We start from the raw sequence: 12,525 nt of genomic DNA on the forward strand, positions 1-12,525 counted from the left end.
TCATGGCTAAGGCTAAGTTTGAACGTAATAAGCCACACGTAAACGTGGGTACAATTGGTCACGTCGACCATGGTAAAACAACTTTAACTGCTGCAATTGCAACGATCTGTGCAAAAAATTACGGCGGTGAAGCTAAAGATTACGCAGCAATTGACTCTGCACCAGAAGAAAAAGCACGTGGTATTACCATTAATACTTCACACGTAGAATACGATTCTCCAATTCGTCACTACGCGCACGTAGACTGTCCAGGTCACGCCGATTATGTTAAAAACATGATTACTGGTGCTGCTCAAATGGACGGCGCGATCCTTGTATGTGCTGCGACTGATGGTCCTATGCCACAGACTCGTGAACACATCCTGCTTTCTCGTCAGGTAGGTGTACCTTACATTCTTGTATTCCTTAACAAGTGTGACCTTGTTGATGATGAAGAATTGCTTGAATTGGTAGAAATGGAAGTTCGTGAACTTCTTTCTACTTATGACTTCCCAGGTGATGATACTCCAATCATCCGCGGTTCAGCGCTTCAAGCATTGAATGGTAATGAAGGTCCGTATGGCGAATCTGCTGTAATCGAATTGGTTGCTGCGCTTGATTCTTACATTCCTGAACCAGAACGTGCAATCGACAAAGCATTCTTGATGCCAATCGAAGACGTATTCTCAATTTCAGGTCGTGGTACTGTAGTAACAGGCCGTGTTGAATCTGGTATCGTTAAAGTTGGCGAATCAGTTGAAATCGTTGGTATTAAAGATACAGTTGTAACGACTGTAACTGGCGTGGAAATGTTCCGTAAATTGCTTGACGAAGGTCGTGCTGGCGAGAACTGTGGTGTTCTTCTACGTGGTACTAAGCGTGAAGACGTGCAACGTGGTCAAGTACTTGCTAAACCAGGTACAATCAAACCGCATACTAAATTCGACGCAGAAGTATACGTACTTTCTAAAGAAGAGGGTGGTCGTCATACTCCATTCCTTAACGGTTACCGTCCACAATTCTATTTCCGTACGACTGACGTAACTGGCGCAATCCAATTACAAGAAGGCGTGGAAATGGTAATGCCTGGTGACAACGTTGAAATGTCAGTAGAACTCATTCACCCAATCGCAATGGACCCAGGTCTACGTTTTGCGATCCGTGAAGGTGGTCGTACAGTGGGTGCTGGTGTAGTTGCTAAAGTAACTCTATAATCAGTATTGATTGTATAAAAAAGCGCTCCTTTGGGGCGCTTTTTTTATGGGTAATAATTTCTTTGCTTGGGTTTTACATCAAAAAAAATTTCACTGATCCTAGTTTTTTTTCTTGCGTCAAAATAAAGTAGCACTTTATTTCTCCTCATGTCCTTAACTGATATTTTCCTGACCTTATCTGCACTTATAGCAAATTTTTAAATACGTAATATAGGAATTAAGAAAAACAAACATCAGTGAATTGAGCAATATTATTTTGCTAGATAGGAGTAAGAGTCATGAATGCAAAGGTCAATATTACCAATCGTGCAGGTGCAAGCTTTCCTGTACGTCGAATGAATTTCGATTTTAATAATGTGCCAGAATACTGGATGAATGGCTCGGCAGGTCTTACCCATTTTATGACAGCATTATCTGCATTATTTCCGGCAGGTGAAAAATTTTTCATTGATAGTGTTCGAGCTGTTCGCCACCATCCTGCCATTAAAGATAATCAGGAATTACAAAAAGAAATCAGTGCCTTTATTGGTCAAGAAGCCATGCATACTCAAGAGCATGTCGGTTTTAATGCTTCCGCCCAAAAATATGGGCATGATATTGCTGCTTTAGAATCTAAAACAGATAGCGTGATTCAAACTTTCCGCACAATATTCGTAAAAATGGCAAAACCTGTAGGTATTACGCAGGAGATGATTGATTTAACTGCCACTACAGCACTGGAACATTTCACCGCCACCATTGCATCTGAACTGCTGCGTAATCCGCATATTCAAGATCTGATGACGGATAAAACCATGGCGACTATGTGGGCATGGCATGCAATTGAAGAAAACGAACATAAAGCGGTAGCCTATGATGTTTTTGAGGGCGTGTTTGGCCGAGGTCTTAAAGCCTATATATTACGTACCAGCTCTTTAAGCTTAGCAATGGTCATTCTTTTTATCACTCAATCCTATTTTCTTGCACGCTTATTAAAAGAGGATAATCAGTTAAATCTGAAATCATTAAAAGAAATTTATGCTTATGCCTATAAGCCATCCCAAGGCATTATTGCCGGCATGGGTAAGGAAATGCTGGCTTATTTTAAACCCGGTTTTCATCCGAATGATTTAGATACTGTCAGTTTGCTTGAGACTTGGAAAGCTAAATTAGGTTTTTAAGCGGTGTTAACTCTTTGGGCAATAAATATTGCCCTTTTTTTCTCGATTTTTTAGGCAAAGTTTCTATAATGCGAAGCTCCTGTTATTTAAAAGATGAACGAAGATGATTCGTTTAATGCAAAAAGCGGATGTAAGTCGCATCACGCAAATTGAGCAATTGGTACAAAGCCATCCGTGGACCGCAAAACAGTTTGAAGAATCTATTGATTCTTATCTCAGTACCGTGATTGAGCAGCAGGGACAGGTGGTTGGTTTTTGTATCTTGCAACCCGTGTTAGATGAAGCCAATCTTTTACTGATGGCCATTCATCCGAGTCAGCAGGGTAAGGGATTAGGTTATCAATTGCTTGAAGCTTCAATTGCCCAATTGAAAAATGATCCGCTGCAAATTTTTTTAGAAGTGCGAGAAAGTAATCAAACGGCAGTTGCACTGTATGAAAAAGCCGGTTTTCATCAGATTGATTTACGTAGAAATTATTATCCCAATCCTGATGGCTCACGCGAGCATGCCATTATTATGGTGAAATCATGCAGTGATGATTTTTCACAGCTTTTTAAATAGTTAATAATTAATGTTATTTAATAATTGGGTTATTCCATCCAGATGGTAAGGTCGTCATGAGTGAGTTTCCCAATTGTTGAATTTCTTCTTGAGTGAGCAAGCGATTTAAACGGCGCCATTGCCCGTCAATTAAAAGCTCTAAAGGTACATATTGAGATTTGTAATTCATTTTATTGGAATGCGGAACCCAGTAGCCTAAATAAACATAAGGCAAAATTAAAGTTTGGGCATGTTCAATTTGTTTAAGTACTGCAAATACACCCAGTGAGCGTCGACTTTCATCCGGATCAAAAAAGGTATAAACCGCAGACACCCCATCATCTAAAGGATCACAACTTGAAACGCAAACAAGTTTGTCATCTTTCCAGAATTCGAGAAAAAAACTGTCCGTGCAGCTATGTACTAAAAATTTTTCGAATTGATCTAAGCTGGGCGGGAACATATCGCCATCGGCATGACGCTCAATGATATAGCGTTCATACAAGGCATAATGAATTTCCGATGCATCGGCAGTACGACTAATTTTAACGGTCAGGTCTTGATTGCGTTTCCATGCCTTTTTTTGCGTACTGTTCATGTGAAAATCAGCAACAGGGACGCGGCTAGACAAGCATTGACGGCATAAGTGACATTCAGGACGATAAACAAAATCGCCACTGCGACGAAAACCGACACGAGAAAGTTCAGATAGACTGACCACATCAATGCGATGTGCAGGATCGAGAAAGACCATCCGCGCTGATTTATTTTCCAGATAACTACAGCTGTGTGGTGGGGTAATATAATACTGTAAATCATTCAATAGGGATTTTGGGTGATACGAATTCATGGCAAGATCCCTCTGTTATTTTCATTCAATTAATCGTGCGTGTTGCGCTATTGTTTTACTTGAAAATACACCCTCCTGATATTTTTTCCAATCTATAGCGGGCTGTTTCACAACATTTTGTAACGAATTAAGATACGCTTGGCGAGAAATTGTACAAGCACCTAGGCTCAAAAGGTGATCATTGACCAGTTGGCAGTCCACCCAAGGCAGATGATTGTCCTGGCCAAGCAGCATTAAGGTGTAAAAAGCCATTTTTGAAACATCGGTTTGAGTACTGAACATTGATTCGCCAAAACAACCCTGTCCAATGGTCACTCCATACAAACCGCCCACCACTTTGCCTTCATCCCATACCTCAATGCTATAGCCATAACCCGCATCAAATAATTGGCAGTACCCGTCAATAATATCCTCAGAAATCCAGGTATCTTCCGCATAACTACGGGGTAGAGAGCAGCAACGAACCACATGTTCAAAAGCATGATTAATTGTGATTTTATAATCAAATTTTTTCATGTTACGCACGAGAGATTTACTGGGATGGTAATCTTTGGGACGAATGATGCAGCGCGGTTCAGGGCACCACCAGCAAATAGGCTCACCCTCACTAAACCATGGAAACAGACCGTGAGTATAAGCTTCAAAAAGCGTAGCAGGGGAGAGGTCGGCACCGATGCAAATGAGTCCCTGATCATCGGGGTCAGCTTCGATAGGATCGGGAAAAATGAATTCTGAGGGTGCTAAGGGGTGCATAGGATTCATCCTGAACGAGAACAGTAACTCGCGATAAGCGTTTATGATTTTGATCATATAAAAAAACCGCCCAGTGAAGGACGGTTTTTTTGTTTAGATAAAATTATTCACCTAAAGCATCGAGATATTTTTCAGCATCAAGTGCAGCCATACAGCCTGAACCTGCAGAAGTAATCGCTTGACGGTAAACGCTATCCGCAATATCACCTGCAGCAAATACACCCGCGACAGAAGCCGCAGTTGCATTGCCTGCAGTGCCACTGTGAACTTGAATATAACCATCACGCAGGTTCAACTGACCTTCAAACATGCCGCTATTTGGTTTATGACCAATGGCAACAAATAAGCCAGTGACTTCTACATCTTGCTTAGAGTCATCTTGAGTCGATTGCAGACGAACTGCAGTTACACCTGACTTGCTGTCACCCAGAACTTCATCGACTTGATGATTCCAGATGATGCTGATTTTGCCTTCTTTCTCTTTCTCGAAAAGATGATCTTGCAGAATTTTTTCTGAACGCAAAGAATCACGGCGGTGAACAAGTGTCACATGGGATGCAATATTTGAAAGATAAAGTGCTTCCTCAACAGCGGTATTACCACCACCGACCACCATGACTTTCTGGTTTTTGTAGAAGAAACCATCACAGGTTGCACATGCGCTCACGCCTTGACCCATGAATGCAGCTTCAGATTCAAGACCTAGGTACTGGGCTGTTGCACCTGTTGCAATAATCAGTGCATCACAGGTGAATTCTTCCATATCGCCTTTTAAAACGAATGGACGAACGCTTAAATCAACTTCGTTGATATGGTCATAGACAATCTCTGTACCAAAGCGTTCAGCATGCGCTTGCATGCGTTCCATCAGTGCAGGACCTGTTAAACCTTCAGGGTCACCCGGCCAGTTGTCAACTTCAGTTGTCGTGGTCAGTTGACCGCCCAATTGTAAGCCTGCAATCAGCATTGGCTTTAAGTTGGCACGTGCAGCATATACAGCTGCGCTATAACCAGCAGGGCCTGAACCTAGAATAATCAAACGTGAGTGACGAGCGCTCATTCGCGGCATCCTTTTTTTATTTAGAAATTTGTGAAATTATACGTGAAACTTGATAACAGTTGTGTGCGTTCGATGTCGATATTATTGATCATTCAAATCGATTTGAGCTATATACAATAATAATGCAGTACTAGATACTGCATTCAGTAGTATAGGTCGTTACAGCCTATACATAATATTGCATCTTTTTCCTTGGAACAGGTGCATAATATCGAGTTGAATTGCGAAACTATTTTGTCTTAGTTTCTTACAAAAACATGAATGAAAAATTGGTTACAGGACAGTATATGACTGCGGTGTCGAGTGCTTATGCACAGCGCTTAATAATGACATTATTTTTAGTCTCTTTTGGGATTTACTTATTCCTTGCAACAGTGACTTATACGCCTTTTGATCCAGGCTGGATGCATATTTCCAGTGATACACAGCAGGTATCGAATGCCAGCGGTGTGGCAGGTGCTTGGATTGCAGATTTACTGTTCGGTTTTTTAGGCTGGGCAAGTTTACTCATTCCAGTCTTTCTATTCGTTGAGGCGATACAGGTCTGGTGGCCGTATAGCTTTTTGAATAAACCTTTTCGCTATTCTGCACAGTTTTTTATTTTACTGGCGACAGCAAGTTTATTGTATTTATATTGGCAAGTGCCTGCCGACACTTTAGATAATTCATCGGGTGGTATTATTGGTTATGAATTGGGAGAAAGTCTGTCGCAGATTTTAACCATTTATGGCGCAACCGTGTTTCTTGTCATATTTTGGGTGGTTTTATTTACCCTGTCATTTGGTGTGAAGTGGAATAAAACCTGGGTCACACTCAAAGCTACACCTGCTTATTTACAAGACTTATTTTATAAAAATGTTCCAGAAACCGAGTCTGCATTTGATCGTACAACGCCTGAAGTTAAAAAGTCAGTTGCTGGTGCCAAGCAAAAAACTGTAGCAGAAAGCGTGACACCTGCTCCAGAACATCGTGAAGTTCAAGAGACCTCATCCGTAGTGCGAGATCAGGCTGCGGAACGCCTGTTCAACGATATGGTGGAAAAAGAACAATATGCACAACAGCAACTCATTGACGCTGAAGATGAAGCGGAATTCGCACAAGTCTTGGAAAAAGCACATCGCCTAGAAGAAAATACTCGACGCGTGGTTGCAACGGGTGAAGTTTGGCGTGCCTTGAACTCGGATGAAAATCAACAACATAAACAAGATATTGATGCTTTATTAAAAGCAGCAGAAGAATCTGAACTACATACGCCGCATGAACATTTTAAAGCCTTTGTTGATGAGCAGCCTGTATCAATCGCTACGCCACAGTCTAAACAGAATTTGGACTGGGATGATGATGAAATTTTTGACGAATTACTTGCCGCTGTTCCCCATGGAAAAACAGCCACCGATGTGCATACCCCATTTAATCATGTAGAGAGTGAATCTTTGCTATCCAGTGTTGAAGAAAAGATTGTAATTGCACCTACTCTAGCAGCTTCACCATCGATCCATACGAGACCTAAGAATTCGGCTTTAGATGACGAGTTCGATGGACTAGATGATTTGCTGGTAGAAGATTTGTTGATTGATGAGGTTGAACAAACGGCCCCAGTTCGTACTACTACCAGCAGCTATGCCCAATCATCCGCATTTATCAGCGGTGCAATAAAAACTCAAATTCAGCAACCGATTATTTCAGAAGATGAAAAAGCTTTAATTTCATCAAATAAAGATGTGTTTCGTGAGGTTTGGCAGGAAACGGCAGGTAAACCCGTCGAGGTCGAGGAAGAAGAATTTGACTTCGATGCACCGTTAACTGATGCCTCAGGTCGTCCGATGTCGCTTGCGATGCAAGTGGCTGCACGTCGTAAAGATTTGTCCCCATTACCGGGACTGGATTTACTCGATAAAGTCGATCCAAATAAAAAAGTCAATTTTACTGCCGAACAGTTAGCCCGATTATCTGAACTTTTAGAGATTAAACTACAAGAGTTTAATGTTAAAGCCAAAGTTGTGGAAGCACAGCCGGGACCGGTAGTGACGCGTTTTGAGCTGGATTTGGCACCAGGTGTAAAAGCCTCTAAAGTGACCAATATTTCACGTGACTTGGCGCGTTCAATGTCAATGGCATCGGTGCGTGTGGTCGAAGTGATTCCAGGCAAACCGTATATCGGAATTGAAGTACCGAATAGCACACGTGAGATGGTGCGTTTGATTGAGTTATTAACTATTCCTGCGTTTACCGATCCAAACAGCATTCTTTCGGTGGCGATGGGTAAAGATATTTCGGGTAATCCGGTCATTGCTGACTTGGGCAAAGCGCCGCATATGCTGGTCGCAGGTACAACTGGTTCAGGTAAGTCGGTGGCAGTAAACTCGATGATTTTATCGATGCTATTGAAATATACTCCGGATCAGTTGCGTTTAATTTTGATTGATCCGAAGCAGCTAGAGCTTGCCAACTATAACGATATACCACATTTGCTTACGCCAGTCGTGACTGACATGAAAGATGCCGTCAATGCCTTAAACTGGTGTGTCAATGAAATGGAACGTCGCTACAAGCTGATGTCTTACTTGAAGATTCGTAAACTCAGTGACTATAACCGCAAGGTTGAAGAAGCTATCGCCAATGGTGAAGACTTAATTGATCCGACCTGGAAAGCAAGTGACTCAGTTGTAGGAGAGCGTGCACCACGTTTAACGCCATTGCCATCGATTGTGATTGTGGCCGACGAATTTGCCGACATGATTATGCAGGTGGGTAAAAAAGCTGAAGAAATGATTACCCGTTTGGCGCAAAAATCTCGTGCAGCGGGTATTCACTTGTTACTTGCAACGCAGCGTCCATCGGTCGATGTCATCACCGGTTTGATTAAAGCCAATATTCCAACCCGCGTGGCTTTACGGGTAAACAGTAAAATTGACTCACGGACTATTCTGGATGCCAGCGGTGCAGAAGACTTACTCGGTCATGGTGACATGCTGTTCCTTGGGCCAGGTAAAATTGAGCCTGAACGGGTGCATGGCGCTTTTATTTCCGATGATGAAGTCAACAATATCTGTGATGCATGGCGTGAACGTGCTGCTCCGAATTATGTCGATGAAATTCTGACGCCTTATGATGAAGAACCAGCTTCACGTGGTTTTGAAGATGGTGATGGTGGCTCGGATCGGGATGCCTTATATGACCAGTGTGTGTCCTTTGTGCTGGAAACCCGCAAGGCTTCAACCTCATCGTTACAGCGTAAGTTTAGCCTCGGTTATAACCGTGCTGCACGCATCATTGATCAGATGGAAGAAAATGGAATTGTCAGTAGCATGGGTGCCAACGGTAAACGTGAGATTTTAGTCTAAATTTTCATATTGAGTTCAAGGCCTGCTTATGCAGGCCTTTTTCTGGACATTTAAAATACCTAGTTTAAAAGTTATATGAAGAAGCATTAAGGCGATAAAGATTATTGATCTGATGCAATGGAAATAAAATTTAGGGATGAAAAATAGAGAATGAATATGGTAATGGCTTTGTTTCCATTAATTATTTTAATTGCCTTAGGTTATATCTTTAAAAGGGTGCAGTTTTTAACGGATGAATTTTGGCGTGGCGCTGAAAAACTGAATTATTTAATTTTATTTCCGGTATTACTTTTTAATAATCTTGCTTATATAAGACTGGAACTTGCAACCTTTACTCAGGTGCTATTAGCTCTATTTATTGTCATTATTATTAGTAGTTTAACGCTGTGGATAGCAAAAGCGATATTTCATATCCCGGTCGCGCGTTTTGGTGTGTATGTACAAAGTCACATTCGTTTTAATACTTATATGGGTTTATCCATTATCTCATTGCTGTTCGGTGCTCAGGGCATGCAAATGTTTGCCATGATGATTGCGCTGACCATTCCTTTGGTCAATGTGATATCAGTGCTGGCCTTTTCCCAAGGGCAGGGTTTAAAACCGGCACAAATTCTACTTTCTTTGATAAAAAACCCCTTGATTTTGGGCTGTGTGGTTGGAATTATTTTTAATCTGCTACAACTGTCATTATTTTCTGGTGTGGAACAACTGTTTAAGATTTTAGCCAGTATGAGTTTGCCACTGGGATTAATTTCTGTAGGCGCTGCCTTACAGTTTGCAGAATTGAAACATGATTATTCAAGATTATTGTTGAATACTTTAGGGCGATTAATGCTAATGCCGTGTTTGGCATACTTGATTTGTTATGCATTAAATTTAAATCAGTTTGAAACCACGATATTGGTGGTCTTTTTTGCTTTGCCTACCGCATCTGCTTCTTATATTTTAACCCGTTATTTTAATGGCGATAGTCAACTCATGGCGGGTGTAATTAGCTTGCAAACACTCTGCTTTGCAGTGACTTTTCCTGTGTTGATGATATTGCTAACTTAATGCGATTATCTTGGCTGCCTCATAAAAAAAGCCTGTCAGTATGATTTAAACAGACAGACTTTTTTAATTTTTAGCTATATTTTTATAAATTAGGCAAACTTCGCCAAAACGTCTAAGAAACCTTCGCTTTGACGAGGGTATTCAGCAATCACATCATGAATGCGTTGGCCTTCAGGATTGGTTGCATTGACATCACGACCATCGGCAACGAATTGCGTCAATAAGCGTTCAAAGTCATTTGGACGCATATGCTTGAATGCGTGATAAAGCACGTGAAAATCGGCATTCACGCCTGCAGGAGGAAGCTGTGTTAAATAGGCAAATACACGCTCGTCTGACCATTCTTCATTGAACGTTGCTGGCTGAGATAATGCCATCGCAATCTCTCCTTGGTAAATTGAATAAAATAAAAAAAGGCAAAATATGCAGGACAAGAGAAAGTAGTTTTGCTTGCGCCTGCGAACTTGAAGCACCGCTTCTCATCTTGCGGCTGGGCAATGACTACTTTGCTGATCCAGTCTCATATTTTGCCTTGATTCAATTTGCTTGACTAATCAGAATTCAGATTATCGCTCTTCAGGCAAATTGATATTCATTTCTAACATTTCGAGATTTGCTTCAGAACGAACCGACATTTGAATATGCTGCTCATCCACACCACGAACATAACGATTGACCACCTGCATGATTTCTTTCTTCATTTGGTCAATTTTGTCTTGGCTTAAGCGTTTACTTAGACCTTGCTCAGAGGCAACAATTACTTTTAAGCGATCTTTAGCAGTTTGTGCGCTTGAAGGTTTATCATCGTTGCTGAATAACTTACTCCAGAATCCTGCCATTTCTTACGCTCCAAATAATCGTGCTAACCAACCCTTAGGTTTTACCGAAATGTGACGGTAAGGACGTTCTTCACCCAAAAAGCGTGCTACAAGGTCATCATAAGCCTGACCTGCTGCATCTTCAGTAAACAGAATCACCGGTTTACCTTCATTTGATGCTTGTAATACGCTTGGACACTCAGGAATCACACCCAGTGTTGGTACGCGTAAAATGTCTTTAGAAATATCGTCAATCGTTAACATTTCCTGTTTATCCGCACGTTCTGGATTGAATCGTGTAATACACAAATGTTTACGGATACGACCTTCGTTTTGTTCTACTTTTTTGGTTTTGCTGTCGAGCATTCCAATAATACGGTCAGAGTCACGTACTGAAGAAATTTCAGGATTGGTCACAATGATCGCTTCATCAGCATGGTACATCGCCATGATTGCACCGCGCTCGATCCCCGCAGGTGAGTCACAAATAATGTAATCAAATTCTTGCGAAAGTTCATCCATTACACGTGCTACGCCTTCATCTGTCAAGGCATCTTTATCACGGGTCTGTGATGCAGGAAGGATATATAAGTTCTCAATATCTTTATCGCGAATAAGCGCTTGTTGAAGACGAGCTTCGTTATTTAAAACATTCACAAAATCATAAACAACACGGCGTTCACAACCCATGATTAAATCTAGGTTACGTAATCCCACGTCAAAATCGATCACAACAGTTTTGTGACCACGAAGGGCTAAACCTGTTGCAAAAGATGCACTAGTCGTAGTTTTACCTACACCACCTTTGCCTGATGTTACGACAACAATTTTCGCCACCGAATCCACTCCTGTTATGGTTCAAATCCCCTTTTAGATATGGGGGCTTTTGGTGTTTATTTATACATTAAAATTCGAGAACTTCAAACATAAGTTCTTGTTGATCATTCAAGCAAATATGCACAGCTTTTTTGAGGACATGCTGAGGAATGTCATCTGCTACACAATATGTACCTGCAATCGATACCAGTTCTGCTTCTAGGGAATGACAGAAAATACGTGCTGCACCGTTCCCGCCTACGCCGGCGATGACTCTACCACGCACGCTACCATAAATATGTATATTTCCTGAAGCAATGACTTCAGACCCACTATTAATGCCGGCATTGAGAATAATATCGCCATGATCTTGTACCAGACATTGACCGGTGCGCAAAATTTCATCGTGATAAGAAGTCACATGACGAATCACTGGCGCGGGAATGTCTTCCACTACAGTTTCTTTTACCAGATTGGTTTCTGATGCTGTAGAGGTAAGTTTGCTTTCAACCACCTGTTCTTTGGTGGGTTTCACTTGCTGCATTGGGCGGTCTGCAGGAATCACCGGGAATTGAATTGAGCGAGCCTGATCTGCCAGTAAACCTTCAGTTACCGCCATTGGTTGTACTTCCAGGCTGATCAATAACTGAATTAAGGCAATAAGTTCTTGTTCAACTGAACTTTCAATCACAACTAATGTACCCGGCGGAAATGCTTTTTGTAGCATTGGCGCGAGTTGCTGGCGGATTGCATCATGATCATTGGTGTCTAAGCTAATGCGAATCGCATTGACCATTCTGCCTTTTATCCGTATATCAGCCATAATTATTCCTTAATACTTCTGACTCATTCATTTTATGTCGAAGTGATGTTGTAAATAGAGCAAATCCTAGAACAAATTGAATGATTTCTCTAGCAACGTTTTAAATATTTTTAT

Annotated in this window: 12 protein-coding genes; 5 read left to right on the forward strand and 7 right to left on the reverse strand. The window is 41.4% G+C overall.

What is annotated here, in order from left to right:
• Positions 1-2: 2 nt before the first annotated feature.
• The 3 genes from tuf to rimI all read left to right on the forward strand — a co-directional run bounded on the left by tuf (position 3) and on the right by rimI (position 2,915).
• Positions 3-1,193: an elongation factor Tu gene (tuf, locus tag AY606_RS00005; protein ID WP_067862897.1), complete on the forward strand. Its 1,191-nt coding sequence runs from the start codon at positions 3-5 to the stop codon at positions 1,191-1,193.
• Positions 1,194-1,471: 278 nt separating this feature from the next.
• Positions 1,472-2,353: a metal-dependent hydrolase gene (locus AY606_RS00010; RefSeq protein ID WP_067862900.1), complete on the forward strand. Its 882-nt coding sequence runs from the start codon at positions 1,472-1,474 to the stop codon at positions 2,351-2,353.
• A 103-nt stretch (positions 2,354-2,456) separates the two neighbouring features.
• Entirely contained in the window at positions 2,457-2,915 is a 459-nt protein-coding gene (rimI, locus tag AY606_RS00015; protein ID WP_067862903.1) for a ribosomal protein S18-alanine N-acetyltransferase, read from the forward strand.
• A 13-nt stretch (positions 2,916-2,928) separates the two neighbouring features.
• On the opposite strand, the gene AY606_RS00020 is transcribed toward rimI, so the two are convergent.
• From AY606_RS00020 to trxB, 3 genes are all read right to left on the reverse strand, one after another.
• On the reverse strand, positions 2,929-3,744 hold the full coding sequence (locus tag AY606_RS00020) for an arginyltransferase (protein WP_067862905.1): 816 nt from the start codon (positions 3,742-3,744) through the stop codon (positions 2,929-2,931).
• A 21-nt stretch (positions 3,745-3,765) separates the two neighbouring features.
• Positions 3,766-4,497 carry a leucyl/phenylalanyl-tRNA--protein transferase gene (gene aat / locus AY606_RS00025; protein WP_067862907.1) on the reverse strand — a complete coding sequence of 244 codons (732 nt, stop codon included), beginning with the start codon at positions 4,495-4,497 and terminating at the stop codon, positions 3,766-3,768.
• Positions 4,498-4,600: 103 nt separating this feature from the next.
• Entirely contained in the window at positions 4,601-5,557 is a 957-nt protein-coding gene (gene trxB / locus AY606_RS00030) for a thioredoxin-disulfide reductase (protein WP_067862917.1), read from the reverse strand.
• A gap of 287 nt (positions 5,558-5,844) precedes the next feature.
• Between trxB and AY606_RS00035 the strand changes: the two genes are divergently transcribed.
• Positions 5,845-8,901 (forward strand): DNA translocase FtsK, encoded by a 3,057-nt coding sequence (locus AY606_RS00035; RefSeq protein WP_067864444.1) that lies wholly within the window; start codon positions 5,845-5,847, stop codon positions 8,899-8,901.
• 150 nt (positions 8,902-9,051) lie between these two features.
• Complete coding sequence (locus tag AY606_RS00040) at positions 9,052-9,954, forward strand: AEC family transporter (protein WP_067862925.1); 903 nt, start codon at positions 9,052-9,054, stop codon at positions 9,952-9,954.
• 89 nt (positions 9,955-10,043) lie between these two features.
• Here the strand turns inward: AY606_RS00040 and AY606_RS00045 are convergent, their stop codons facing one another.
• The 4 genes from AY606_RS00045 to minC all read right to left on the reverse strand — a co-directional run bounded on the left by AY606_RS00045 (position 10,044) and on the right by minC (position 12,411).
• Complete coding sequence (locus tag AY606_RS00045; RefSeq protein ID WP_067862928.1) at positions 10,044-10,331, reverse strand: PA4642 family protein; 288 nt, start codon at positions 10,329-10,331, stop codon at positions 10,044-10,046.
• A 189-nt stretch (positions 10,332-10,520) separates the two neighbouring features.
• Positions 10,521-10,793, reverse strand: a complete 273-nt coding sequence (gene minE, locus AY606_RS00055) for a cell division topological specificity factor MinE (protein ID WP_067862935.1) — start codon at positions 10,791-10,793, stop codon at positions 10,521-10,523.
• Between the two features lie 3 nt (positions 10,794-10,796).
• On the reverse strand, positions 10,797-11,609 hold the full coding sequence (minD, locus tag AY606_RS00060) for a septum site-determining protein MinD (RefSeq protein ID WP_067862937.1): 813 nt from the start codon (positions 11,607-11,609) through the stop codon (positions 10,797-10,799).
• Between the two features lie 67 nt (positions 11,610-11,676).
• Entirely contained in the window at positions 11,677-12,411 is a 735-nt protein-coding gene (minC, locus tag AY606_RS00065) for a septum site-determining protein MinC (protein WP_067862939.1), read from the reverse strand.
• Positions 12,412-12,525: the final 114 nt, after the last annotated feature.

This window comes from Acinetobacter sp. SFB (assembly GCF_001647545.1).
Taxonomy (GTDB): domain Bacteria; phylum Pseudomonadota; class Gammaproteobacteria; order Pseudomonadales; family Moraxellaceae; genus Acinetobacter.

What these genes read in the sequence shown, in the direction of transcription:
- tuf (WP_067862897.1), top strand. Translation starts at nt 3, where the DNA reads ATGGCTAAGGCTAAGTTTGAACGTAATAAGCCACACGTAAACGTGGGT.
- AY606_RS00010 (WP_067862900.1), top strand. Translation starts at nt 1,472, where the DNA reads ATGAATGCAAAGGTCAATATTACCAATCGTGCAGGTGCAAGCTTTCCT.
- rimI (WP_067862903.1), top strand. Translation starts at nt 2,457, where the DNA reads ATGATTCGTTTAATGCAAAAAGCGGATGTAAGTCGCATCACGCAAATT.
- AY606_RS00020 (WP_067862905.1), bottom strand. Translation starts at nt 3,744, where the DNA reads ATGAATTCGTATCACCCAAAATCCCTATTGAATGATTTACAGTATTAT.
- aat (WP_067862907.1), bottom strand. Translation starts at nt 4,497, where the DNA reads ATGCACCCCTTAGCACCCTCAGAATTCATTTTTCCCGATCCTATCGAA.
- trxB (WP_067862917.1), bottom strand. Translation starts at nt 5,557, where the DNA reads ATGAGCGCTCGTCACTCACGTTTGATTATTCTAGGTTCAGGCCCTGCT.
- AY606_RS00035 (WP_067864444.1), top strand. Translation starts at nt 5,845, where the DNA reads ATGACTGCGGTGTCGAGTGCTTATGCACAGCGCTTAATAATGACATTA.
- AY606_RS00040 (WP_067862925.1), top strand. Translation starts at nt 9,052, where the DNA reads ATGAATATGGTAATGGCTTTGTTTCCATTAATTATTTTAATTGCCTTA.
- AY606_RS00045 (WP_067862928.1), bottom strand. Translation starts at nt 10,331, where the DNA reads ATGGCATTATCTCAGCCAGCAACGTTCAATGAAGAATGGTCAGACGAG.
- minE (WP_067862935.1), bottom strand. Translation starts at nt 10,793, where the DNA reads ATGGCAGGATTCTGGAGTAAGTTATTCAGCAACGATGATAAACCTTCA.
- minC (WP_067862939.1), bottom strand. Translation starts at nt 12,411, where the DNA reads ATGGCTGATATACGGATAAAAGGCAGAATGGTCAATGCGATTCGCATT.